This window comes from Paraburkholderia acidiphila (assembly GCF_009789655.1).
In the GTDB taxonomy this organism is placed as follows: Bacteria; Pseudomonadota; Gammaproteobacteria; order Burkholderiales; family Burkholderiaceae; genus Paraburkholderia; species Paraburkholderia acidiphila.
In genome coordinates, this window is record NZ_CP046909.1 from 575966 (window position 1) to 600260 (window position 24295).

Genomic DNA, 24295 nt, shown 5'->3' on the forward strand with positions numbered 1-24295 from the left:
CCGTGCGTTTTGCTTTTCAGGCGCCGCGTTGTGTGCGGCGAGCAGGATCAGTTCAGCGTTGCGCTCAGCTTGCGCCGCCATTCGCTCACGAGCTGCGGCTGATGCGCCGCGAGATCGAACACCGAAAGCATGGTCTTGCGGCCCACGTCGTCGCGGAAGGTGCGGTCGCGCTTCACGATCTCCAGCAGATGTTCGAGCGCGCCCGCGTACTTGCGTCGCGCGATCAGCGCATTCGCCAGATCGAAGCGCGCTTCCAGGTCGCCGGGGTTGGCGGCCACCTGGGCTTCGAGCGCGTCGGTGGGCGGCAGGTCGGCGGCGGCGTCGAGCGCGTCGAGGCGGGTCTTGAGCGCGTTGAAGCGCGCGTCGATGCCCTGCGTGGTCTTGGGCGAAAGCAGCTCGACTTCCTTTTGCGCGTCATCGGCGCGGTTGTCGGCGAGCAGCATCTCGATCAGGTCCATGCGCACTTCGTCGTTGCCCGGATCGAACGCGAGCGCGGCTTGCAGCGCTTCATAGGCTTCGTCGCGGCGGCCTTCGGCCAGCGCTTCCTGCGCGGCGCGGCGCGCCGCGTCGGCGCCATCGGGAATCAGGCCGTCGAGGAACTGGCGCAGCTGGCCTTCGGGCAGCACGCCCACGAACTGATCGACCGCCTGGCGGTCGGCGAATGCCACGACGTGCGGAATGCTGCGCACGCCGAAGTGCGCGGCGAGCTCCTGGTTCTCGTCGACGTTCACCTTCACGAGCTTCCATTTGCCCGCGTAGTCGGCCTCGAGCTTTTCGAGCATCGGGCCGAGGCTCTTGCAAGGGCCGCACCAGGGCGCCCAGAAGTCGACCAGCACCGGCGCGAGCGCCGACGCTTCGATCACGTCTTTTTCGAAAGTGGCGAGAGTGGTGTCCATTGCGTCCTCGTTGAGAAATCCGTTATGCCGCTAGTTGGGGACGAAACGTACAGGTTTCAATCGTCCTCCAGACGCGGCGAGCCGTCTCGAGCCTCAGCGCGGCTTCTTCTCCGGCAGCGGAATCCATTCCGTTTCGCCGGGAACATGCCCCATTTCCTGGCGCGTCCACGCTTCTTTGGCGGCTTCGATCTTTTCGCGCGAACTCGCCACGAAGTTCCATTCGATAAAGCGCTCGCCTTCGAGCTTTTCCCCGCCGAGCAGCATCACGCGGGCCCCATTCGTGCTCGAGAGCGTGACGGTTTCGCCCGGCACCAGCACCGCCATGGTGTGCTGTTCGAGCGGCGTGCCGTCGATCGCAATATCGCCTTCCACGAGATAGACGCCGCGCTCTTCGTGCTCCGCGTCAAGCGCGATTGCGCTGCCCGGCGCGAAATCTGCGGCGACGTAGAGCGTGCCGGAGAAGGTCTCGACCGGCGCGGTCGCGCCGAACGCCGTGCCGGCGATCACGCGCATCGTGACGCCGTTGCGCTCGATTTCGGGCAGCGTGGCGGCGGCGTGATGGAAGAACGACGGCTCGGTGTCTTCGTGATCGAGCGGCAGCGCCACCCAGGTCTGGATGCCGTGCATGGTGAGGCCGGTGGCGCGGTTCTCGTCGGGCGTGCGCTCGGAGTGGACGATGCCGCGCCCGGCCGTCATCCAGTTCACGTCGCCGGGCACGATCTTCTGGCTCGAACCGATGCTGTCGCGATGCATGAGCGCGCCGTCGAAGAGATAGGTGACCGTGGCGAGTCCGATATGCGGATGCGGGCGCACGTCCACGCCCGAACCAGGCGCGAGCGTGGCGGGGCCCATGTGGTCGAAGAAGATGAACGGGCCGACGAGCCGTGCGGCGAGCGCGGGCAGCACGCGCCGCACATAGAGATTGCCGATGTCGCGTTGATGAGGCTTGAGAACCGCTTTGATCGATGAGGACATGATGCTTCCTGGATGAGTCGGACGGTGCCCGCTTTGGGCCAGCTTGGGGGCGAAATCGGCGCGCGGGAGAGCCCGCGCGCGAGGCTGGCGCTCATTCTAACGCCGGTGTTCGCGGCGTGTGGCTAACGCTTGGGCTGGGCGCTGGCGGCACGGCGCGCTGCGGCGCGAGGGCACGCGAGGCGGTAAGATCGCCGCTTCGAAGAAAAGGTATGACGCAAAACAGGAGAAAGGGGATGTCGCCGAAGGACTTGTTGCTCGCGCTGGTGGTGGTGCTCGCGTGGGGCGTGAATTTCGTCGTGATCAAGGTGGGGCTGCACGGCGTGCCGCCGCTCCTGCTCGGCGCGCTGCGCTTCATGCTGGCGGCTTTTCCCGCCGTGCTGTTCGTGAAGCGCCCGCAAATGCCGCTGCGCTGGCTGCTGGCCTACGGCGCGACCATCTCGCTCGGTCAGTTCGCGTTCCTCTTCACAGCGATGTACGTGGGCATGCCCGCCGGCCTCGCTTCGGTCGTGCTGCAGGCGCAGGCGTTCTTCACGCTCGGCTTTGCGGCGGTGTTTCTGCGTGAGCGCTTTCACGCGCAGAACGTAATCGGCTTGTTGATCGCCGCGGGCGGTCTCGCGCTGATCGGCGTGCAATCGATGGGGGGCGCGGCGGGCGGCGCGCAAGGCATGACCATCGCCGGATTCGTGCTCACGCTGTGCGCGGCCTGCATGTGGGCGCTCGGCAATATCGTCACGAAGAAGGTGGGCAAGGTGGATCTCGTCGGCCTCGTGGTGTGGGCGAGCCTCGTGCCGCCGCTGCCGTTTCTCGCGCTCTCGTACTGGATGGAAGGTCCGCAGCGCATCGTGACCGCGCTCTCGGGCATCGGCATGACTTCGGTGGGCGCGATCGTCTATCTCGCGTTTGTCGCGACGCTCATCGGCTATAGCCTCTGGAGCCGTCTGCTCTCGAAGTATCCCGCAAGCCAGGTGGCGCCGTTCTCGCTGCTCGTGCCGATCGTCGGGCTCGCCTCGGCCTCGCTCCTGCTCGGCGAACAGTTGAGCGCAGCCGAGATCGGCGGCGCCTTGCTCGTGATGGGCGGGCTGGCCGTGAACGTGTTCGGGGGCTGGGTCAAGCAGCGCCTCGGCGCCGTGCGCTCCTGACGTGTGCGCTTCAAGTGACAACGCCGCGCGAGCCCCAAGGCGCGCGCGGCGTTTTCCACCAGGCGAGGCTGGCGGGCCTCAGGTCATACGGCTCTTCGCAAGCGGCGGATTGGCCGCGAAATAGCGCTTGATGCCCTTGAGAATCGCGCTCGCCATCTTGTCGCGATAGGCGTCGTCGTTGAGCTTGGACTCTTCTTCGGGATTGCTGATGAAGGCCGTCTCCACGAGGATCGACGGAATGTCGGGCGCCTTGAGCACCGCGAAGCCCGCCTGCTCGACCGAGCCCTTGTGCAGCTTGTTGATCTCGCCGACCTCGTTGAGCACGAAGCCGCCGTAACGCAGCGAGTCGCGGATCTGCGCCGTCGTCGACATGTCGAAGAGCGCGCGGTTCACGGCGGCGTCGGCCGTCTGCACGCTGATGCCGCCGATCTGGTCCGACGAGTTCTCCTTGTTCGCCATCCAGCGCGCCGCAGCGCTCGTCGCGCCGTGCTCCGAGAGCGCGAACACCGAAGAACCGCGCGCCTCCGGCGTGGTGAACGCGTCGGCGTGAATCGACACGAAAAGGTCCGCGCCCACGCGGCGCGCCTTCTGCACGCGCACGTTCAGCGGCACGAAGAAGTCGGCGTCGCGCGTCATCATCGCGCGCATGTTGGGCTGGGCGTCGATCTTCGCGCGCAGCTTCTTCGCGATGTCGAGCGCCACGTGCTTCTCGTAGGTGCCCGAGCTGCCGATCGCGCCAGGGTCCTCGCCGCCATGGCCCGGATCGATCGCGACGGTCAACAGGCGCGTGGTGCCGCCCTTGGCGGACTTCGGCGCGGTGAAGCCGTAGTTGTCGTCGGCGCTGGCGTTGTCGTCGTCGTTGTTGTTGCGCTGGGCGACGACGGGTGGCTTCGGCACGGCAGGCTTGCCCGGACGCGGCACGACCGCGGCAGGCGGCATCGGCGGCGTGGGACGCGGCGCGCTGGGTGACGCACCCGCGTCGCTCTGCGCGTAGCGCTCGAAAAACGCGTCGCTGTTGTCGTGCGCGGGCGGCGTGTTTGGACCCGCGAGCGTGGACGGCGTGGAAGGCGCGCTGTCCTTCATCGCCTGGTGCGCATCGAGTTGCTGCTGCTTGCGCTCGGTCTGGGCCAGCAGGTCCATGAGCGGGTCGGGCGCGACCGCCGGATAGAGGTCGAACACGAGCCGGTACTTGTACGAGCCCACCGGCTGCAGCGCGAACACCTGCGGCTTGACCGACCCCTTGAGGTCGAACACCATGCGCACCACGTGCGGCTGGTACTGGCCCACGCGCACGGCCTGGATCTGCGGATCGTTCGGCGTGATCTTGGAGACGAGGTTCTTGAGCGCGTCGTCGAGATCGAGACCGGTGAGGTCGACAACGAGACGATCGGGGCCTTGCAGCAGTTGCTGCGTGTTCTGCAGCGGCTGGTCCGACTCGATCGTGACGCGCGTGTAGTCGCGCGCCGGCCACACACGCACGCCGACGACCGAAGTCGCCCACGCAAGACGCGGCACGGCAAGACCGAGCACGAGCGTGGAGGCGCCCGCCTTCAGAATCTGCCGGCGACGCCAGTTGTGCGTGGCGGTAGCGGCCGATTCGATCGAGCGGAACGGTTTGATTAACATCTTTCTAGACATGCCTTTCCTGATGCGCTGTATGCGTAGGCGGTGAGCACGCGGCCTTCGCCGCTTGCATCCGGCTCGAGCGAGAACACGAGATCGGGTACGCCGAGCAGGCCGCCCGCGCGTTGCGGCCATTCGACGAGGCACACCGCACCTTGCGCGAAGTATTCGCGAAAGCCCGAGTCGGCCCATTCGGCCGGATCGCTGAAACGGTACAGATCGAAGTGATAAAGCTGGAGTTCCCCACTCGGCGTGGCGACCGCATAGGGCTCGACGAGCGTGTAGGTGGGGCTGCGTACCCGGCCCGTGTGGCCGAGCGCGCGCAACGTGGCGCGCACGAGCGAGGTCTTGCCCGCGCCGAGGTCGCCGTGCAACTGCACGTGCAGGCCGTGAAAGGGTGGTGCGTCGTGATCCTGCACGCCGCTTTGCACGTCGATTTGTGCAGCATTTGCGCGCAGCGAATCGAGCGCGTGCGCAAAGCGTGCGCCGAAGGCGTCAGTGGCGTCGGCATCGGCGAGATCGAAGCGGCGCTCGAGGAGAACCTCGGCGGAGGGATCAAGCGAAAGCGGCGCGTGGTCGTGACCGGGCGTGTCGGGCATTCTCGTAAAATGACGTAATGAACCCCACGCATTCCCCTTCCAACTCCGCGCAGGATGCGCGCGCGTCTTCGGAGGCGCTCGACCCAACGTCCACTCAGGCGTGTGCTCAGGCACAGGCTGCGCGAGAATCGTCTGCGCCGGCCGTTGAGCCGGCCACGCTGCTCGATGAGGCGGCGCTCGCCGCGCTCGCGGCGCGCATCCGGACGTGGGGGCGCGAGCTGGGGTTCGGTGCGATCGGTATCAGTGACACCGACCTTTCCCATGCCGAGGCGGGCCTCGCCGCGTGGCTCGAAGCAGGCTGCCACGGCGAGATGGATTATATGGCCAAACATGGGATGAAACGCGCGCGGCCAGCCGAGCTTGTGGCCGGCACGCGACGCGTGATCACCGCGCGCATGGCCTATTTGCCCATCGACACGCTCGCGCCGAATGCAGTGGGAAAGACGCGCGAAAGTGCTTCGCAAGGCGGCCCGCATCACAGCGAGAGCGCTAGTACCGAAGGTGGCGCCGAACCTGGCACGAACGTTGCGCACCAGAGCATTCACGCCGACTGGCGCCTGCGCGAGCACGCGCGTCTTGCCGACCCGCATGCCGCCGTCGTGTCGATCTACGCACGCGGGCGCGACTATCACAAGGTGTTGCGCGCGCGGTTGCAGCAGCTTGCCGAACGCATCGAGGCCGAGATCGGCCGGTTCGGTTTTCGCGTATTCACCGACTCCGCGCCCGTGCTCGAAGTCGAGCTTGCTCAGAAAGCGGGCGTGGGCTGGCGCGGCAAGCACACGCTGCTTCTGCAGCGCGACGCGGGCTCGCTCTTCTTTCTCGGCGAGATCTACGTGGACGTGCCGCTGCCCACCGACGCCGACGCACATGAACACGGCGCAGCCAGTGCCGCACCCGAAACGCCGGGTGCGCATTGCGGCAGTTGCACGCGCTGCATCGACGCGTGCCCGACGGGTGCGATCACCGGGCCGTATCGCGTGGATGCGCGTCGCTGCATCTCCTATCTGACGATCGAATTGAAGGGCAGCATTCCCCTGGAATTGCGCGAGCTGGTCGGCAATCGTGTGTATGGCTGCGACGACTGCCAGCTCGTATGTCCATGGAACAAGTTCGCGCAGGCCGCGCCCGTTGCGGATTTCGACGTGCGTCATGGGCTCGATCGAGCGAGTCTCGTCGACCTGTTCGCATGGAGCGCGGCGCAGTTCGACGAGCGCATGCAGGGCAGCGCGATACGGCGCATCGGCTATGAAAGCTGGTCGCGCAATATCGCGGTGGCGATGGGCAATGCGCTGCGCGCGCCGCATGAAGGCGTGGATCACGAGCGCGACGGCGCGCGCGCGGCGATCGTGAAGGCGCTGCGCGAGCGCGAGCACGACGAGTCGGCGATCGTGCGCGAGCATGTGCTTTGGGCGCTGGAGGCGGCTTGATGCAAATGAAAATGGCAGAGGCTGACATGGACATGAAACTGGACGACGGCGCACTGGAAATTGCGCGCGCATCGCGGCACCATGGCGTGCAACGTTCGCGCACGGCTTTGCATGGGATCGGAGTCAGCGCTGAAGCCCTAACTCCGAATCGACAGGAGACGACGATGTTCAACGCAGTGATCGACGCGCCATTCGGCAAGGTCGGCATCCGCACTGACGGACAAGCGCTGCGCGAGATCGTCTATCTGCCGGGACAGACGGCGAGCGTCGAACCCGATGGCGAACTCGCCGCGCGCGCGGCCGAACAGATCGCGCAGTATTTCGAGAACGCCGACGCCGGCTTCGACCTGCCGCTCGCCCCGCTTGGCACCGAATTCCAGCGCCGTGTGTGGGATGGCATCTGCTCGATCGAGGCGGGAGAGGTCCTCACCTACGGTGAACTCGCGAAGCGCATTGGCGGGCTCAGCCCGCGCGCCGTGGGTCAGGCGTGCGGCGACAATCCATTCCCGCTCGTGATTCCGTGTCATCGCGTGGTGTCGGCGAGCGGCCTCGGCGGTTTCGCGCATCACGGCGGCGAAGGCTTCTTTCGCGACGTGAAGCGCTGGCTGCTCGCCCACGAATGCACGTCGAACCGGTTTCAACTGCGCTAACACGATGACGATGACGACGAATCCGCCGCCGCTTGCCGTAAGCGATGCCGCCGACGAGGCGGAACACGCGCTCGAGCCCGCCGCGGCCGAAGCGCTTGCCACGAGCCTGACCGCCATCGACACGTTTTGCGACGCCATGTGGCTCGAACACGGTCTCTCGCGCAACACGCTCGACGCCTACCGGCGCGATTTGCGCCTCTTCGCGCAGTGGCTCGCGCGCGAGCGCTCCCATGCGCTCGACACGACCCACGAAGACGACTTGCTCGCCTACAGCGCGCGCCGCAAGGACGACAAATCCACTTCGGCGAACCGGCGTCTTTCGGTGTTTCGCCGCTACTACGGCTGGGCGCTGCGTGAGCAGCGCGTGCATTCGGACCCGACCGTGCGTATCCGCTCCGCGAAGCAGGCGCCGCGCTTTCCGTCCACGTTGAGCGAGGCGCAGGTCGAGGCGCTGCTCGGCGCCCCGGATGTCGAGACGCCGCTCGGCTTGCGCGATCGCACGATGCTCGAGCTGATGTACGCGAGCGGCCTGCGCGTGACCGAGCTCGTCACGCTCAAGACCGTCGAGGTGGGCATGAACGAAGGCGTCGTGCGCGTGCTCGGCAAGGGGTCCAAGGAGCGGCTCATTCCGTTCGGCGAGGAAGCCCACGCGTGGATCGAGCGCTACCTGCGCGAGTCGCGGCCGGCGCTGCTCGGCGCGCGCACGGCCGACGCGCTCTTCGTGACCGCCCGCGCCGAAGGCATGACGCGCCAGCAGTTCTGGCACATCATCAAGCGCCACGCGGCGGCGGCGGACGTGCATGCGCCGCTGTCACCGCACACGATGCGCCACGCGTTCGCCACGCACCTGCTCAATCACGGCGCGGACCTGCGGGTCGTCCAGCTTCTGCTCGGCCACAGTGACATCTCGACGACGCAGATCTATACGCACGTCGCGCGCGAGCGGCTGCGCCAGTTGCACGCGAAGCATCATCCGCGCGGATGATGCCCGCGGCGGCATGCGCGAGCCCACCGATTACAATGCGCCGATGAGCAAAACGAAACATGTATCCGAAACGCCCGCCACGCAGATGCTGCGCCGGGCGGGCGTCGCGTTCGGCGAGCATCCCTACGAGTATGTCGAGCATGGCGGCACCGAAGAGTCCGCGCGCCAGCTCGGCGTGGACGAGCATCGCGTCGTCAAGACGCTCGTGATGGAGGACGAGCACGCGAAGCCGCTCATCGTCCTCATGCACGGCGACCGCAAGGTGTCGACGAAGAATCTCGCGCGGCAGATCGGCGCGAAGCGTATCGAGCCATGCAAGCCGGAAGTCGCGAACCGTCACTCGGGCTATCTGGTGGGCGGGACGTCGCCCTTCGGCACGAAGAAAGCCATGCCCGTGTACGTCGAATCGACCATACTCGAACTCGACGAGATCTGGCTCAACGGCGGCCGACGCGGCTATCTCGTGAGCCTCGCTCCCGCAGTGCTCACGACGCTGCTGAACGCGAAGCCGGTGCAGTGCGCAAGCGTCGAGTAACGCGCGCCGTTCGCTGACCGTCTTCCCGCCGGTTCCCGTTGCTTCCCTGATTTACCCTGGTTTGTGCGCGGTTCTGCGGTCTGCGCGGGCAGGGCGCGCCCGTGCTTCGGTAGAATGAGCGCCGTCGCGCGTTGCCGGGCGGTGACGATCATCACCTCGGCCCGGCGCGCATCGTTCCACCTCCTCCGGGTTTCGTGCATGTACAACCTGTTCGTCGCCGTTCTTGCCTATCTGATCGGCTCGGTATCGTTTGCCGTAATCGTGAGCGCCTTCATGGGCCTCGACGATCCCCGCTCTTACGGCTCCGGCAATCCCGGCGCGACCAACGTGCTGCGCAGCGGCAACAAGAAGGCCGCGATCCTCACGCTGATCGGCGACGCGTTCAAGGGCTGGCTGGCCGTGTGGCTCGTCGTGCGCTTCGGCCCGGGCTACGGTCTCGGCGACACAGCCGTCGCGCTCGCCGCGATCGCGGTGTTCCTCGGCCACCTGTATCCGGTGTTCTTCCGCTTCAAGGGCGGCAAGGGCGTCGCCACCGCGGCCGGCGTGCTGCTCGCCGTGAATCCGATCCTCGGTGTCGCCACGCTCGCCACCTGGCTTATCGTCGCGTTCTTCACGCGCTATTCGTCGCTCGCGGCGCTGGCGGCCGCCGTGTTCGCGCCGCTCTACTACGTGTTCATGTTCGGCCCGCGCATCGTCGCGCTCGCCATCCTCGCCATGAGCGTGCTGCTGTTCTGGCGGCATCGCGCGAACATCTCCAAGCTCATTGCGGGCAAGGAGAGCCGCATCGGCGAGAAGAAGGCTGCCGGCGCAGGCAAGTAAGTCTCGCCGTCATCTATTTGTCTGATAATTTCGCTTATTCTTCGCCAACTTCTGGTAAGTAAGCGATTCAGGGCGCATCTTCTGCCGATGCGCCCTCAAGAATGCCGTGCGATTTGCCGTAATCCCTGATAGGTCCAGATCAGGCATGGCGGCTTCTCCCTTTCTTCCCCACACGGCAATCCCCTCCCATGTTTTCCACTATCCGCGCGCGTATCGTCGCGCTATGCGTCGTCATTGTCGTGTCCGCGCTTGCCGCGAATACGGCGCTCAACTATTTCGTCGCTAACTCGCACAACCGGGATTCGATCGACAGCACGCTCACGGCGCTCGAAGAGAGCCACGCACAAGGCGTTGCCGACTGGGTCGCGACGCACGTGCGGATGATCGACTCGCTGCAGGACGCCGTGCTCGGACCGGATCCCGTGCCGGCGCTCAAGCAGATCGCGACGGCGGGCGGGTTCACGAACGTCTACGTGGGCTACGCCGATCGCACGGCGAAATTCTCCGACCCGACCGGCATCCCGCCCGACTATGACCCGACCGGTCGCCCGTGGTACAAGCAGGCCGTGGCGGCGGGCAAGGCCGTCGTCACGCCGCCTTACGTCGATGTAGGCACAGGCAAGCTGGTGGTGGCGTTCGCCGAGCCCGTGATTCGCGACGGCGCGGTGAAGGGTGTGATTTCCGGCGATGTGGCGATGGACAGCGTGATCGACAACGTCCGCTCGATTCACCCCACGCCGGCGAGCTTCGGCATGCTGGTCGACGCGAGCGGCGCGATCGTTGCGCACCCCGACCCGAAGCTCACGCTCAAGCCCGTCTCGGAACTCGCCCCCGACCTGGCCGGCGACCGCCTGAACACGTTGTTCTCGGCCACGGCGCCGTTGAAGGTGGACGTGAACGGCGACATCAAGCTGATGCGCGCGCAAACGATTCCGGGCACCGACTGGCGCGTGATCGTTGCCTTCGACCGCGCCGATGCGACGGCGGCGATGCGTTCGCTACTCACGGCCTCGCTCGTCGCGCTCGTGGTGATCGCGCTGGCGGCTGCGGCGATCGTGGCGGCGGCGACCGCCGTGTCGTTCCAGCGACTCTCGCGCGTGCGCGACGCAATGGACGCGATCAGCGCCGGCGAAGGCGATCTCACGAAGCGCCTGCCCGCCGTGGGCAACGACGAAGTCGCGCAGATCGCGCGTTCGTTCAACGCGTTCATGGACAAGCTGCGTGACGTGATGCGCCACATCCGCGACGCGAGCGAATCGGTGCGCACGGCAAGCGACGAGATCGCGGCGGGCAACGTCGACCTGTCGGGCCGCACCGAGTCGGCGGCGGCGAGCCTCGAAGAGACGGCGGCCTCGATGGAGGAAATCACGGCGACGGTCGCGCAGTCGGCGAACGCGGCGCAGCAGGCCGACGTGACGGCGGCCACCGCTTCGCAGGCGGCCTCGCGCGGCGGTTCGGTGATCGGCGACGTGGTGCACACGATGGGCGACATCGAGAAGGCGTCCGTCAAGATCGCGGACATCATCGGCGTGATCGACGGCATTGCCTTTCAGACCAACATCCTCGCACTGAACGCGGCGGTCGAGGCCGCGCGGGCGGGCGAGGAGGGCCGCGGCTTCGCGGTGGTGGCGGGCGAGGTGCGCAGCCTCGCGCAGCGCAGCGCGCAGGCGGCGCGCGAGATCAAGGGGCTGATCGAATCGACCGTCACCAGCGTGACGTCGGGCTCGCAGCTCGTGCGCCGCGCCGGCTCGACGATGGATGAGATCGTGGCGAATGTCTCGAACGTGACGACGATCATCTCCGAAGTTACCAACGCGGCCGGCGAGCAGACGCGCGGCATCCAGGAAGTGAACCGCGCGGTGAGCCAGCTCGACGAGATGGTCCAGCAGAACGCGGCGCTCGTCGAACAGTCGACGGCTGCCGCGGCGGCACTGCGCAGCCAGGCGGCCAGTCTCGCGGATGCGGTCGGTCAGTTCAGGCTCGACTGACGCGCGCAAGCGCAATGAGGTGAGAGAACGGCGCTGCGGCGCCGTTTTCTTTTGCCTTGGTCTGGCGGTCGACCTGCCTGTCGCCAGTCATCGGGCGTTCGGAAACGGCCTATCCCTGACGGATGACTTTGCGCCAAACACCACACCGGTAAGCTGATTTCACGCGTACGCCAGAGTTTGTCGTGGGACAAAGGTCGTGCGTGCGCACCTCGAATCGAGGCTTATAAAACCCAACGTTAGGTTATTATCCGAACCATGCCCACTGTTCATCGCGTAGCGGGTTATCGCGTGGCGATCTTTTCGCATGACCATCGGGCCGCCCATGTTCATGTGGCCAGTCCGCAAGGATCGTGTGTGTTCAAGTTGAATGGCCCTGAAGGTCCGCTCGCATTGCGCGAGCTTTACGAACTCGCGGAGCAGCAGGTTGCGCGCCTCACACGCGCGCTCGAGCCGGAAATCAGCATGTTGTGTATGGCGTGGTGGAGGATCCATGGTTTCCATTAGCAAGACGCAGTTCGCCGCGGCGCGCGAGGCTGGCGCGCAGAGTCCGGTTGCCGTATCCGCGCGCTATAGCCGTGTGCGCGCCCGGCTCGAAATCGAGTTCGCCAACGGTGTGGCCATTGGCGTGCCCGTTGCGCTGATCCAGGAGTTGCAGAGCCTCGAGCGTGCGCCAACGGCCGCGCAACTGACTGAGGTCGAGATTTGGGGCGGCGGTCAGTCGCTTTATTTTCCGCGGCTCGATCTTTTGCTGTGGGCGCCCGGTCTGCTGCAAGGCGTGTTCGGCACGCAGGAATGGATGCGCGAACTCGCGCGCGCAATGGGTTCGTCCACGTCGCCGGCCAAGGCCGCCGCAGCACGCGCGAACGGGCGCAAGGGCGGCCGCCCGCGCAAGCAGCCTGCCGACCGGTCGAATGATGAACCAGACGATGAACCGGCTGATCCGGGAGGCGCACCGCCAGGCGTTCAGGCGGCTTGATACGCCATCGTCGTCGCTGCGCCGTTTTTACCTTGACATGCAACCATCGGGTTGCATAATCAATGCATGAACGACGACGCCGTATTCCGTGCGCTGGCGGACGCGAGCCGCCGCCAACTGCTCGACCGCCTGCATGCGAAAAACGGGCAGACGCTGACCGATTTATGCCACGGACTGGCCATGTCGCGCCAGGCGGTCACGAAGCATCTCGCGGTGCTGGAAGAAGCGAATCTCGTCGCGACGCAGCGGCACGGGCGGGAGAAGCGGCATTTCATCAATTCGGTGCCCATCGGCGAGATTGCCGCACGCTGGATCGGCAAGTTCGAGCACGAGCGTGTAGGCGCGCTCGTCGACCTCAAACGCTCACTCGAAGGAGACAGTCATGAGTAGCGAAAAGCACGCGCAAGGCGGTGCCGCCGGCGACTCGACGTTCGTCTACGTCACGTTCATCCGCACTACGCCGCAAGCGTTGTGGGAGGCGCTCACGAGCCGTGAATTCACCGAGCGCTACTGGTTCGGCATGCATCACGAATGCGACTGGCAAACGGGCTCGCCTTGGTCGTTGCGCTTTGCCGACGGCCGTATCGCCGACTCGGGCACGGTCGTCGAATCCGAACCGCCGCGCCGGCTCGTGCTGCGCTGGCGTAACATGTTCCTCTCCGAACTGCATGCCGAAGGCGATTCGCACTGCGCGATCGACATCGAGCCTGTCGAGCACGCGGTCAAGCTCACGATTACGCACAGCATGGCGCGGCCGGGATCGATCTTCATCGAGAAGGTGTCGGGCGGCTGGCCGCGCATCCTCTCGAATCTCAAGACACTGCTGGAAACCGGAGAGGTGCTCATGCCGCTCGTGGTGACGGCGGACTAAGCGCGGGAAAAGAGAGGGGCGAAACGAAAACGGGGCGGCCGAAGCCGCCCCGCCATGCGATGCAACGGACTCGCTGCGTGAGTTCGTTTTAATCGCGGAAGTTGTTGAAGTCGAGCGGCGTGTCGGTCACGTCCTTGCGCAGCATGGCGATCACGCTTTGCAGGTCGTCGCGCTTGGTGCCCGTCACGCGCACGGCGTCGCCCTGAATGCTGGCCTGGACCTTGATCTTGCTGTCCTTCACGAGCCTCACGATCTTCTTTGCGAGGTCGCCGGACACACCCTTCTTCACGGTGATGACCTGCTTGACCTTGTCGCCGCCGATCTTCTCGATCTTGCCGTAGTCGAGGAAGCGGACGTCCACATTGCGCTTGGCCATTTTCGAGACCAGCACGTCCTTCACCTGGCCGAGCTTGAAGTCGTCGTCGGCGAACGCGGTCAGCTCGCGCTCTTTTTGCTCGACGCGCGAATCCGAGCCCTTGAAGTCGAAGCGCGTGGAGATCTCCTTGTTGGATTGCTCCACAGCGTTCTTTACTTCGATCATGTTGGCTTCGCTGACGACGTCAAACGATGGCATTGCTTTCTCCAAAAAGTACGAGGTGCGCAAACGGCTATGCAATCTACGCGCCCGCGACCCGCAGCCGCATTTTCAGGCAGCGGTTCGCGCACTCGCTATAATCACGGACCGACGCCATTCTACCGGCGCCGTTGCGTTTGCCCAAGGCGGCTTGCCGCCGCCAGGTGGCGAGATCCGCGGCAATCCGCGGTGCAAGGGCGTCCGCCGGCGGCCTTTCCGGCCTTTTTCCGTCTGCTGTCCGTGTTCAGTTCCTTCCCGATGCCTGTCGCTCAAACGTCCGTCGCTACGTCTCCAGTGTGGTTCGCCGCCGGCTTTGCGCTGCGCGCGTACAACACGTTCGGCTTTGACGTGCGTGCGCGCTACGCGTGCCGGATCGAAAGCGAGGCCGATCTCGCCGCCGCCGTGCGCGATCCGCGCGCCCAGGGCTTGCGCACGCTCGTGCTGGGCGGTGGCAGCAACGTCGTGCTCACGCGCGACTTCGACGGTCTCGTACTGCTCATGGCGCTGGCCGGCAAGCGCGTTGCCCACGAAGACAGCCACGCCTGGTACGTCGAAGCCGCCGCAGGGGAGAACTGGCACGATTTTGTGTCCTGGACGCTCGAAGCGGGCATGCCGGGCCTCGAGAACCTCGCGTTGATTCCGGGCACGGTGGGCGCGGCGCCCATTCAGAACATTGGCGCCTACGGGCTCGAGATGGCCGAGCGCTGCGTCTTTGTGCGGGCCATCGAGATGGCGACGGGACAAGTCGTCGAGTTCGATGCGGCTGCCTGCCGTTTCGGCTATCGCGACAGTTTTTTCAAGCGCGAAGGGCGCGACCGCTTCGTCATTACTGCGGTCACCTTCCGCCTGCCGAAGGTGTGGCGGGCCAACGCGGGCTATGCCGATCTCGCGCGCGAACTGGCGCAGCACCACGGCGGCGAGACGCCGCATGCGCGCGCCGTGTTCGACGCCGTGGTCGCGGTGCGGCGCGCGAAGCTGCCCGACCCGCTTGAACTCGGCAATGCGGGCAGTTTCTTCAAGAATCCGGTGATCGAAGCGCAGCAGTTCGATACGCTCGTCGTGCGCGAACCGCAGATCGTTTCATACCAGCAGGCCGACGGGCGCGTGAAGCTCGCGGCTGGCTGGATGATCGACCGGTGCGGCTGGAAGGGCCGTGCGCTGCGCGCCGCGGCCGTGCATGAGCGTCAGGCGCTTGTGCTGGTCAATCGCGGCGGCGCGACCGGCGCGGACATTCTCGAACTCGCCGAAGCGATCCAGCGCGACGTGCTCGCACGCTTCGGCGTGGAGCTGGAGCAGGAACCCATCAGCCTGTAAGGCTTTGCGGCGCCGGCGCTTGCCGTCGCGCCAGCCTCCCCCTCAAACCACCTTGTCCTGGGCCGCGAACACCGGCCCCTGCACGAAGCGCACGTCGTACTGCTGCAACTGCTCGAACTGCGCCGCGTCGGTCACGCGGTTGAAAATGAGCGGAATGCGCAGCCGCGCCGCATAGCTTACGAGCGGCTTGACCATCGAATCGCGCAGTGCGGACGCCGCATCCATCTTCACGAAATCGGGCCGCGGCGTGTCCGACACCGAAAGAATCTGTCCGGCATTGGGCAGATTGCCCGCCACCTTGAACCCGTACCGCTGATAGCTCTTCGTGAGATAGCCGAGGAACGTGCGGTGCGCGACCGCCGCCGCCGGCAGTTCGATCACGATGCGCCCGGGATTGAGCCCGAACGACACCAGCACGTTCGAGAAGTGCCGCCCATGGTCGTACTTCACGCTCTTCAGGAGCCGCTCGTGCACGCGCAGAAAGAGCAGCCCGTGCTGCTGGCCACCCAGAAAATTGATGGCGTGCAGCGCGCGTACCATGCGGTCGACCGCCACGAGGTCGGGATCGTCGAGCGTGTCGCTGAATGCGTCGCAGGGCGCGAGCAGGCCGTTCTGCTCGCGCAGCGTGACTGCCTGATAGCCGAGTTCGTCGCCGAAGCGCGAGGCCATCGCGAGATCCGCGGTGAGCGACTGCGCCCCGCTGTGCACGCTGATGTCGTAAATCGGCTCATAGGCGCTCAATAGCTCCACGCCGCGCCGCCGCGCCACGGCCTCTTTGGCGTGCGCGCCAGTGCCCATCGCCAGGTGCTCGCCGAGAAACGGATGGTCGGCGGCGCGGGCAACGAGCTCGGGAATAGTGGGAGCGATCATGGTGATGTAGCGGGGAGCGGATGAAAAGCGCGAGCCCGGCACGGGGTCGCATGACCCGATGGTAGCAGCCCGCAGCCGCGCCGGATGGACTGTTTGGTCATAACGTTATCGGCCGTTCATCCACGTTCTGGAGTCCGCCCCCAGTCCGCCAGGGTTTACGCTTAATTTCACTAAACGTAATTCGTTTTACCATCCGTAAATCGCGTGACGCTATGTCACGGCCCGAGAACGTGGAGAGACAGCAATGAACGCACCCTTGCGGCACCCAACCGAAGTCCAGCACGGCTACATGAGCGGCTTTGCCAACGAATTCGCGACCGAGGCGCTGGCGGGCGCGCTGCCCGAAGGCCAGAACTCGCCGCAGCGCTGCGCCTATGGTCTGTACGCCGAGCAGCTTTCGGGCACCGCGTTCACCGCGCCGCGCTCGCACAACCGCCGCACGTGGTTCTACCGGATCCGTCCGGGCGCCGTGCATCAGCCGTTTGCGCCGGTCACCGCGCGCCTCACTGTGAACGGGGCGCCGCGCCTCGTCGCCGAATTCGGCGATGTGCCGCCCACGCCGCCCAACCAGCTGCGCTGGGACGCATTGCCCATGCCCACGGAGCCCACCGATTTCATCGACGGCTGGGTGACGATGTCGGGCAACGGTTCGGCGGCCTCGATGAGCGGCTGCGCCATCCACCTGTACGCGGCGAACCGGTCGATGGTGGACCGCTTCTTCTACAACACCGACGGCGAGCTGCTGATCGTCCCGCAGCAAGGGCGCCTTGCGATCCGCACCGAGATGGGCCGCCTCGACGTGGAGCCGTTCGAGATCGTCGTGATTCCGCGCGGCGTGCGCTTCACGGTGGATTTGCCCGATGGCGAAGCGCGCGGCTATATCTGCGAGAATTTCGGCGCGCTCTTGCGCCTGCCGGACCTTGGCGTGATCGGCTCGAACGGGCTCGCGAACCCGCGCGACTTCCTCACGCCCGTCGCCGCCTATGAAGACCGCGAAGGCGAGTTCGAACTCGTCACGAAGCTCAATGGCCAGCTCTGGCGCGCCGATATCGGCCATTCGCCGCTCGACGTGGTGGCGTGGCACGGCAACTACGCGCCCTACAAATATGATCTGCGCCGCTTCAACACCATCGGCTCGATCAGCTACGACCACCCCGATCCGTCGATCTTCCTCGTGCTGCACGCACCCACGGACACGCCGGGCGTCGACTCGATCGACTTCGTGATCTTCCCGCCGCGCTGGCTCGCGGCCGAAAACACGTTCCGTCCGCCCTGGTATCACCGCAACGTGGCGAGCGAATTCATGGGCCTCGTGCACGGCGTGTACGACGCCAAGGCCGAGGGCTTCGTGCCGGGCGGCGCGAGCCTGCACAACTGCATGTCGGGTCACGGCCCGGATGCCGAGACCTTCGAAAAAGCCTCGAGCGCCGACACGACGAAGCCGCACAAGGTTGGCGACACGATGGCCTTCATGTTCGAAACCCGCACGCTGATCCGCCCGACGCGCTATGCGCTCGAAACGAGCCAGCTGCAGGCGCATTACTACGAGTGCTGGCAAGGCCTCACGAAACACTTCAATCCGGAGCAGCAATGAACAGCACCATGACGGACGACCTCAAGGCGACGCTCGACACGAAGCGCAAGAGCTGGGTCGAAAGCGCGAACGACGCACAGTGCGATTTCCCGATCCAGAACCTGCCGTTCGGCGTGTTCAGCCATGTGGGCAATGCCAATGCGCGTGTGGGCGTGGCGATCGGCGACCTCGTGGCCGACATTGCGGTGCTGCACGAAACCGGGCTGCTGCGTTTGCCCGCGAGCGCGCCGCAGGACGTGTTTACCCGTCCCGCGCTGAACGACTTCATCGCGCTTGGCCGCGACGTGTGGCGCAGCGTGCGCGTACAGCTTTCGTCGCTGCTCGCGCGCGAAACGGCCACGCTGCGCGACGACGCTGCGCTAAGAGCGCGCGCCTTCGTGAAGCTCGCCGACGCGAAGCTGCATCTGCCCGTGCAGATTCCCGGCTACACCGACTTCTACTCGTCGAAGGAACACGCGACGAACGTCGGCTCGATGTTTCGCGATCCGAAGAATGCGCTGTTGCCGAACTGGTCGGAGATGCCGATCGGCTATAACGGCCGCGCGTCTTCGGTGGTGGTGAGCGGTACGCCGGTGCGCCGCCCGAACGGCCAGTTGAAGCTGCCCGATCAGGAGCGTCCGGTGTTCGGCGCGTGCCGCAAGCTCGATATCGAGCTGGAAACGGGCTTCATCGTCGGGCGCGGCAATGCGCTCGGCGAGCCGATCGCGTGCGAGGACGCCGAGGACCACATCTTCGGCATGGTGCTGCTCAACGACTGGAGCGCGCGCGACATCCAGCAATGGGAATACGTGCCGCTCGGGCCATTCAACGCGAAGACCTTCGCTTCGACGATCTCGCCGTGGGTCGTCACGCTCGATGCGATGGAGCCGTTTCGCGTCGCGCAGCCGGTGCAGGAGCCGCAGCCGCTCGAATACCTGCGTCACGAAGGCGACCATGCGTTCGATATTTCGCTCGAAGTGCGGATGCGTCCCGAGAACGCTCAAGAGGCCACGACCATCGCGCGCACGAATTTCCGCCACATGTATTGGTCGATGGCGCAGCAGCTCGCGCATCACACCGTGGCGGGCTGCAACACGCGCGTGGGCGACCTGATGGGTTCGGGCACGATCTCGGGCCCGACGCCGGACTCGTTCGGCAGCCTGCTCGAACTCACGTGGAACGCGAAGCATCCGCTCGAACTGAAGAGCGGCGGCACGCGCGGTTTCATTGAAGACGGCGACGAACTCACGCTCGCGGGCTGGTGCCAGGGCGATGGCTATCGCGTGGGCTTTGGCGCGTGCGTTGGCAAGATCCTGCCGGCGTTGAAGTAACGGCGCGTTAGCCTGAAAAGCAAGACGGCCGGTGCGCTTCGAAAGCGCACCGGCCGTCTTTCGTTGGTGCCCGCACTATGCGCGCGCTTGCGCGAGCCCCCGCGTCCGTTCCCAGCGCAGCGCGCCGAGAAACACCAGCGCGCCCGCGAACAGCACCCAAAGCATCGCGTCGCGGCCCGCGTGCTCCATCAACGCGCCCGTGATGATCGGACCGCCGAAGCTCGCCGCGCTCCACGCCGCGCTCACGAGCGCGCTCGCGGAAACGAGCGCGACGCCTCCGAAACGCTCGCCGCACGCAACGATAGCCAGCGTGTAAATGGAGCCCGCCGCTGCACCCAGCACGAAGAGGAGCGGCCAGCGCAGCCAGGGCGTATCGACCACGAAGGGCAGGAGCGGCAGCAGCACCGCGACGATCACGCCCATGAGCGCATGCACGCGCTCGCGGCCGAGCCGGTCGGCCAGCCAGCCGATGGGGAATTGCATGATGGTGTCGCCGAGCAGCACGACCGAGGCGAACAGCACGGCCACTTCGCTGTTGATGCCGTGACCCATCGCGAAGAGCGGCAAGAGCGAAAGCGCGAGCGTATCGAACAGCGCGAAAAAGCCCGTGGCGATGATGAGCGCGGGCATTTTCGGCATTACGTGACGCCAGCTTCCGTGCGGCTCGTGCATGTCGGTTTGCTGCGGGCTCGAGCGGATCGCCGCGAGCATCGGCAGCGCAATGAGAAAGAGCGCCCCGCAGATCGCGAAGCGCCACGCCGTGTACGCCGCGATCTGGCTCACGAGCACGGGGCCCGACATCTGGAACAGCGTGAACGTGGTCGCGTAGATGCCCACCACGCGGCCGCGGTTCGAGTCGTCGGCGAGTTCGTTGACCCAGGCTTCGCCGATCGTGAAGAGCAGCATGAGCGCCGCGCCGCAGAGCATGCGCAGGACGGCCCAGAGCCACAGGTTGGCGCTCGTTTGCATCAGCGCGGTCGCGACGGCCACGGTCAACACCGAGCCGACAATGACCTGACGCGAGCCGAACCGTGTCGAGATCCATGCCGTGACCGGCACGACGGCGAGTCCGCCCAGCGCCTGGGCGGCCGTGAGCAGGCCGACGATGGCGGTGCCGTAGCCGGCGTCGGTGAGGGCGAGGGCGGTGAGCGGGAGTGTCGCGCCGGAGCCTAGGCCAACCACGGCTACGCTCAGGATCAGCGCGAGAAAGTCGCGGGTGAGGACGGTTTTCATCGGGCGAGATGCTACTACGGCCGCGTGTATCGAGCGGCGCAGTTGTGCCCCACATTGAGCACACGCGCCTCAGCGCGACGCACGTTCGCGCGCGCCCGCATCGGAAAAAGCATCACGCGCAGGAAGTCGGCCCCGAAACCGCCACGCGGCGGCGCGCGCGCCGCTCGATCTGCGCCGAAACCAGCGTGAGCGCGAGCGCCGCGAACGCGGTGACGACACCCACCCACGGCAGCGCCGTGAGCGGCGCGCCCGCGCTGATCGCGACGCCGCCAATCCAGGCGCCGCCCGCATTGCCGAGATTGAACGCGCCCTGGTTTAGCGTGGAGGCGAGGTTGGGCGCTTCGCTCGCGCGGTTGACGATCAGGATCTGCAGCGGCGGCACGATCGCGAACGCGAGAATGCCCCACACAAAGATCGTTGCCATGGCCGCGATCTGATCGTGCATGGTCAGCGAGAACACGGCGAGCACCACGGCGATCATGGCGAGGAACGTGAGCAGCGAGCGCATGAGCTTCCAGTCGGCGAGCTTGCCGCCGAGCGTGCTGCCCACCGTGAGCCCGAGGCCGAACAGCAGCAGCACGAACGTGACTTCATGCGGCGAAAAGCCCGTCACGTCTTCGAGAATCGGCGTGATGTAGGTGAACACCGCGAAGAGGCTGGCCGAGGCCAGCACGCTCATGCCGAGCACCATGAGCACCTGCGGATTCTTCAGCACGCCGAACTCGTGCACGAGGCTCGCCTTCTGCATTTCGATCTTCGCGGGCAGGCACACCTGCAGCGCTGCCGCCGCGAGAATGCCGATGGCCGTCACGGCCCAGAACGTCGTGCGCCAGCCGGCGATCTGGCCGAGCGCCGTGCCGAGCGGCACGCCCAGCACATTGGCGAGCGTCAAGCCGGTGAACATCAGCGCGATGGCCTGGGCGCGGCGGTTCGGCGCGACGAGGCCGGCCGCGACCACCGAGCCGATACCGAAGAACGCGCCATGGCAGAACGCAGTGACAATGCGCGCGGCCATCAGGATCGAATAGTTCGGGGCGAGCGCACACAACAGGTTGCCGACGATGAAGATGCCGATCAGCCGCATGAGCGCCTGCTTGCGCGGCACATTGGCAACGGCGATGGCGACGATGGGGGCGCCGATCGTCACGCCGAGCGCGTAGGCCGAGACCAGCATGCCCGCCGCCGGGATCGAGACGCTCAGGTCGCGCGCGACGTCGGGCAGCAGCCCCATGATGACGAATTCGGTGGTACCGATACCAAAGGCGGCAACGGCGAGGGCGAGCAAAGGCAGGGGCATGGCGGGTGGTCGGCGCAGTTCGGCGACGGGCTTGAGCGCGAAGCCGTTTTATTTAAGTCAACGCGGAATTGTACTGAAACCTGACACAACGCATACGGCACGCTTTTCGACGCTGTTGGGAAAACAACAGGTTTGCGCGTCGGATGTCGTTCACCGTTCCTGCCTATTTCTTGACGATTTCTACAGGTTACGTGCATGGCGCAACGCGCTCGCGGGTCGCACGATACCTGCACGAACCAACGAGCGAAACCGCTCCCCATCCGGCCCGCCCGCCGGTGGGCGCCGCCCTCTCGTTGTCCGTCCCGCGCATGACGGAACCGAACATGCGCAACCTTGCTGGAGCGATGACATGAACACGATGAACACAGTACGCATCGCGGTGGCCGCAGCAGCCGCCTTCTTCGCAGGTAGCGCGCTGGCGCAGTCGCAGAGCGACGACCAGACACAACAGGCCGCGACGCCGCCGGCTGCACAGGACGTGGGCGGCTCGCCGATGTCGACCGGCGCCTCGGGCGCGCCGATGACGCTCACGCACGCGCAGGTCTATCAGGATCTCATCCGCTCCGAGCAATCGGGCCAGCAGAAGGCGCTGAGCGAAGGGCTCTATCACGGTAACTGAGGGGACAACGCAGACCAGGGTAGCAGGACGGCGACGCGACGCGCTCTCGCGACTTGCGCCAACCGCCAAACGCTTAGCGTGTCGGGCCGCCGCCAATATGCTTTTCGATGAGCCGCATACGCCCCGTTGGGCGCCAGGGCGCGAACCACGGATTCGTGCGCAACTCGCATAGCCGCGAACTGCGCTCGGCCAGCGCCGTTTCGAGCCAGCGGAACATGTCGTCGGGCTGGGCGAGGCGCGCGTAGGCCTCGGCGATGAGAAGCGGCGAGGTGTAGCGGGAGCGTCGCCGCGCCAGCAGATCTTCCAGATACCAGCGCAGTACCGCGTCATAGCCGCCCGTTTCCCAGCGGGCGCGAATGATGCTGGCGCGCGCGTGCTGGTTGCAGTGCTCGAGCGCCTCCACCGTGGCGTCCACGGCCTGCGCATACAGTCTCTTCACCTCGAAGGCGGTCGCGAGCAACTGATACACGAGCGGCGGATGGTCCATGTGCCCCGGCGCGAGATATTCGCTCACGACTTCCGCATGCCTGCCCGACATCACCATGCCGAACGCGCGCGACCCCTGGAACGCCAGCGGATCGATGCGTTCGGCGCGCTCCATCGCCGCGTCGCCCTCGGCGCGGCGGCCCGCCGCCACGAGCATGCGCGCGTAGAGCCTGTGCGCCTCCGGGTAGCTCGGATTGCGCCGCAGCGCGTCCTTGAAGCCGGCCTCGGCCTGGTCCCAGTCCCAGTCGTAGAAGTAACGCACGGCCGCGAGCGCGTGATGCGCCTCGGGCAGGTCCGGGTCGAGTTCGAGCGCGCTTTCCGCAAGCGAGCGCGCAACCGGCCAGCCGTCGTCGGGCGCGACGAAGCCGTGCACCACCGTCGATCCGTAGTAGTTCGAAAGGCCCGTATAGCCGAGCGCGTAGCTCGGGTCGTGCTCGAGCGCGGACTCGAAGTACGTCCGGCTGCGCACGAAGTCTTCGCCGTCGATGCCGTGATGCGCGCAAAAGCCCGCTTCGAAATGCACGCGGCGATACCAGAAGAAACGCCCGCGCACATACGCGTCGTGCGCGGCGGGGTCGACGGGCAGCCGTCGCTCGAGGCGCATGCGCTGCTGCTCGGAAAGCGTGGACGCGAGGTTCTCCGCGAGCGCCGCGCCCGCATCCTTGAGGATATCGAGCGCACCTTGCGTGGCGCTCTCGTGCGCGCGGCTCCAGATCTGCGCCTCGTCGGCGCAGCGGATCAGACGCGTGAGGATGCGTGTTTGCTGCCCCGCGCGCGTGAGCGAGCCCTCGAGCACGTAGTCGAGCTTCAGTTCGCGCGCGATCTCGCCGATGCTCTTCGGGGTCGCGCGGTAACGCGCCGCCGTGGTGCGCGCGATCGTGAGCAGGCGCTCCGGGTTGAGCGCGCCGAGCGTGACCGAGATCTCGTCGGCGAGCTGGCAGCACAAGCTCTCCTGGCTCGCATCGCCGGTGTGGTTGGCGAACGGTAGCACCAGCATGCGTACGGCGGGCAGCGCATGCTCGCTCTCGCGCGGCGCGTGCGAGTCTTGCGCGGCAGCCGATGCACCGCGAACCTCGGACGGCTCGGGCAGGATGCCGTCGAAGCGGTAGCCCTTGCCCTTCACCGTGATGAGGTGACGCGGATTGGCCGGGTCGTCGGCGAGCGCGATGCGGATCTTGCGGATCGCCGTGTTCAGGCCGTTGTCCGTGTCGCGAAAGGGGCTGCCGGCCCACAGCCGGTCGACGATGTCCGCACGCGATATCAGCTCGCCGCGACGGGAGGCAAGCAGGATCAGCAGATCCATCGGCAACCGCTCCAGCCGGACCTGAGCACCAGCCCGGCGCAACTGGTACCGCTCGACGTCGAGTTCGAAGTCCGCGAAGCGGATGATTCGATCCGTCGGCATGAGATCTCTCCCGTGATGCGGCATCAGGGAAGGGCGCGCCGGGGCGGTTCGTCTGAAGATTGCCGTGAGACGCAGACGGACTCAGCGTCATGACATATGGCGGCAGGGGC

At 66.2% G+C, this 24295-nt stretch carries 24 protein-coding genes; 15 read left to right on the forward strand and 9 right to left on the reverse strand.

Annotated features, from left to right (window positions below):
- Window positions 1–47: 47 nt before the first annotated feature.
- Window positions 48–896, reverse strand: a complete 849-nt coding sequence (gene trxA / locus FAZ97_RS02615) for a thioredoxin (RefSeq protein WP_158757050.1) — start codon at window positions 894–896, stop codon at window positions 48–50.
- A gap of 93 nt (window positions 897–989) precedes the next feature.
- Window positions 990–1871, reverse strand: a complete 882-nt coding sequence (locus tag FAZ97_RS02620; RefSeq protein WP_158757051.1) for a pirin family protein — start codon at window positions 1869–1871, stop codon at window positions 990–992.
- A 233-nt stretch (window positions 1872–2104) separates the two neighbouring features.
- Here FAZ97_RS02620 and FAZ97_RS02625 point away from each other — a divergent pair, with 233 nt between their 5' ends.
- A complete protein-coding gene (locus FAZ97_RS02625; protein WP_158757052.1) occupies window positions 2105–3010 on the forward strand; it encodes an EamA family transporter in 906 nt (301 codons plus the stop codon).
- A 78-nt stretch (window positions 3011–3088) separates the two neighbouring features.
- On the opposite strand, the gene FAZ97_RS02630 is transcribed toward FAZ97_RS02625, so the two are convergent.
- Both FAZ97_RS02630 and tsaE read right to left on the reverse strand, forming a co-directional pair.
- Window positions 3089–4648: an N-acetylmuramoyl-L-alanine amidase gene (locus tag FAZ97_RS02630; RefSeq protein WP_158757053.1), complete on the reverse strand. Its 1560-nt coding sequence runs from the start codon at window positions 4646–4648 to the stop codon at window positions 3089–3091.
- On the reverse strand, window positions 4630–5232 hold the full coding sequence (gene tsaE / locus FAZ97_RS02635; protein ID WP_158757054.1) for a tRNA (adenosine(37)-N6)-threonylcarbamoyltransferase complex ATPase subunit type 1 TsaE: 603 nt from the start codon (window positions 5230–5232) through the stop codon (window positions 4630–4632). The genes FAZ97_RS02630 and tsaE overlap by 19 nt, the downstream gene beginning before the upstream one ends.
- A 158-nt stretch (window positions 5233–5390) precedes the next feature.
- On the opposite strand from tsaE, the gene queG reads away from it, so the two are divergent.
- From queG to FAZ97_RS02685, 10 genes are all read left to right on the forward strand, one after another.
- Window positions 5391–6659 carry a tRNA epoxyqueuosine(34) reductase QueG gene (gene queG / locus FAZ97_RS02640; protein WP_407671801.1) on the forward strand — a complete coding sequence of 423 codons (1269 nt, stop codon included), beginning with the start codon at window positions 5391–5393 and terminating at the stop codon, window positions 6657–6659.
- 164 nt (window positions 6660–6823) lie between these two features.
- A complete protein-coding gene (locus tag FAZ97_RS02645) occupies window positions 6824–7309 on the forward strand; it encodes a methylated-DNA--[protein]-cysteine S-methyltransferase (RefSeq protein ID WP_158757056.1) in 486 nt (161 codons plus the stop codon).
- Between the two features lie 4 nt (window positions 7310–7313).
- Window positions 7314–8294: a site-specific tyrosine recombinase XerD gene (xerD, locus tag FAZ97_RS02650; RefSeq protein ID WP_407671790.1), complete on the forward strand. Its 981-nt coding sequence runs from the start codon at window positions 7314–7316 to the stop codon at window positions 8292–8294.
- A gap of 43 nt (window positions 8295–8337) precedes the next feature.
- Entirely contained in the window at window positions 8338–8829 is a 492-nt protein-coding gene (gene ybaK, locus FAZ97_RS02655) for a Cys-tRNA(Pro) deacylase (RefSeq protein WP_133182557.1), read from the forward strand.
- A 198-nt stretch (window positions 8830–9027) separates the two neighbouring features.
- Complete coding sequence (plsY, locus tag FAZ97_RS02660) at window positions 9028–9648, forward strand: glycerol-3-phosphate 1-O-acyltransferase PlsY (RefSeq protein ID WP_158757058.1); 621 nt, start codon at window positions 9028–9030, stop codon at window positions 9646–9648.
- 188 nt (window positions 9649–9836) lie between these two features.
- Window positions 9837–11636: a methyl-accepting chemotaxis protein gene (locus FAZ97_RS02665; RefSeq protein WP_158757059.1), complete on the forward strand. Its 1800-nt coding sequence runs from the start codon at window positions 9837–9839 to the stop codon at window positions 11634–11636.
- 255 nt (window positions 11637–11891) lie between these two features.
- Window positions 11892–12140 carry a DUF4160 domain-containing protein gene (locus tag FAZ97_RS35770; RefSeq protein WP_158757060.1) on the forward strand — a complete coding sequence of 83 codons (249 nt, stop codon included), beginning with the start codon at window positions 11892–11894 and terminating at the stop codon, window positions 12138–12140.
- A complete protein-coding gene (locus FAZ97_RS02675) occupies window positions 12127–12612 on the forward strand; it encodes a DUF2442 domain-containing protein (RefSeq protein WP_158757061.1) in 486 nt (161 codons plus the stop codon). The genes FAZ97_RS35770 and FAZ97_RS02675 overlap by 14 nt, the downstream gene beginning before the upstream one ends.
- 66 nt (window positions 12613–12678) lie before the next feature.
- Window positions 12679–13002 carry an ArsR/SmtB family transcription factor gene (locus FAZ97_RS02680; protein ID WP_158757062.1) on the forward strand — a complete coding sequence of 108 codons (324 nt, stop codon included), beginning with the start codon at window positions 12679–12681 and terminating at the stop codon, window positions 13000–13002.
- The gene (locus tag FAZ97_RS02685; protein ID WP_158757063.1) at window positions 12995–13483 is read left to right on the forward strand and encodes an SRPBCC family protein; all 489 of its coding nucleotides are present in this window, start codon (window positions 12995–12997) and stop codon (window positions 13481–13483) included. Before FAZ97_RS02680 ends, FAZ97_RS02685 begins: the two co-directional genes overlap by 8 nt.
- 88 nt (window positions 13484–13571) lie before the next feature.
- On the opposite strand, the gene FAZ97_RS02690 is transcribed toward FAZ97_RS02685, so the two are convergent.
- The gene (locus FAZ97_RS02690) at window positions 13572–14057 is read right to left on the reverse strand and encodes a YajQ family cyclic di-GMP-binding protein (RefSeq protein ID WP_158757064.1); all 486 of its coding nucleotides are present in this window, start codon (window positions 14055–14057) and stop codon (window positions 13572–13574) included.
- A 258-nt stretch (window positions 14058–14315) separates the two neighbouring features.
- Here FAZ97_RS02690 and murB point away from each other — a divergent pair, with 258 nt between their 5' ends.
- A complete protein-coding gene (murB, locus tag FAZ97_RS02695; RefSeq protein WP_158757065.1) occupies window positions 14316–15371 on the forward strand; it encodes a UDP-N-acetylmuramate dehydrogenase in 1056 nt (351 codons plus the stop codon).
- Window positions 15372–15413: 42 nt separating this feature from the next.
- Here the strand turns inward: murB and FAZ97_RS02700 are convergent, their stop codons facing one another.
- Entirely contained in the window at window positions 15414–16241 is an 828-nt protein-coding gene (locus FAZ97_RS02700; protein ID WP_158757066.1) for an EAL domain-containing protein, read from the reverse strand.
- A gap of 244 nt (window positions 16242–16485) precedes the next feature.
- On the opposite strand from FAZ97_RS02700, the gene hmgA reads away from it, so the two are divergent.
- Both hmgA and fahA read left to right on the forward strand, forming a co-directional pair.
- Complete coding sequence (gene hmgA / locus FAZ97_RS02705) at window positions 16486–17835, forward strand: homogentisate 1,2-dioxygenase (RefSeq protein ID WP_158757067.1); 1350 nt, start codon at window positions 16486–16488, stop codon at window positions 17833–17835.
- Window positions 17832–19145, forward strand: a complete 1314-nt coding sequence (fahA, locus tag FAZ97_RS02710) for a fumarylacetoacetase (RefSeq protein ID WP_199272067.1) — start codon at window positions 17832–17834, stop codon at window positions 19143–19145. Before hmgA ends, fahA begins: the two co-directional genes overlap by 4 nt.
- A gap of 75 nt (window positions 19146–19220) precedes the next feature.
- Here the strand turns inward: fahA and FAZ97_RS02715 are convergent, their stop codons facing one another.
- Together FAZ97_RS02715 and FAZ97_RS02720 are read right to left on the reverse strand one after the other, a co-directional pair.
- Window positions 19221–20378: an MFS transporter gene (locus tag FAZ97_RS02715; protein ID WP_158757069.1), complete on the reverse strand. Its 1158-nt coding sequence runs from the start codon at window positions 20376–20378 to the stop codon at window positions 19221–19223.
- A 112-nt stretch (window positions 20379–20490) separates the two neighbouring features.
- Window positions 20491–21675 carry an MFS transporter gene (locus FAZ97_RS02720; RefSeq protein ID WP_158757070.1) on the reverse strand — a complete coding sequence of 395 codons (1185 nt, stop codon included), beginning with the start codon at window positions 21673–21675 and terminating at the stop codon, window positions 20491–20493.
- A 349-nt stretch (window positions 21676–22024) separates the two neighbouring features.
- On the opposite strand from FAZ97_RS02720, the gene FAZ97_RS02725 reads away from it, so the two are divergent.
- The gene (locus FAZ97_RS02725) at window positions 22025–22294 is read left to right on the forward strand and encodes a hypothetical protein (protein WP_158757071.1); all 270 of its coding nucleotides are present in this window, start codon (window positions 22025–22027) and stop codon (window positions 22292–22294) included.
- Between the two features lie 73 nt (window positions 22295–22367).
- Here the strand turns inward: FAZ97_RS02725 and FAZ97_RS02730 are convergent, their stop codons facing one another.
- Window positions 22368–24185, reverse strand: a complete 1818-nt coding sequence (locus FAZ97_RS02730; RefSeq protein ID WP_233271619.1) for a winged helix-turn-helix domain-containing protein — start codon at window positions 24183–24185, stop codon at window positions 22368–22370.
- Between the last annotated feature and the right edge of the window lie 110 nt (window positions 24186–24295).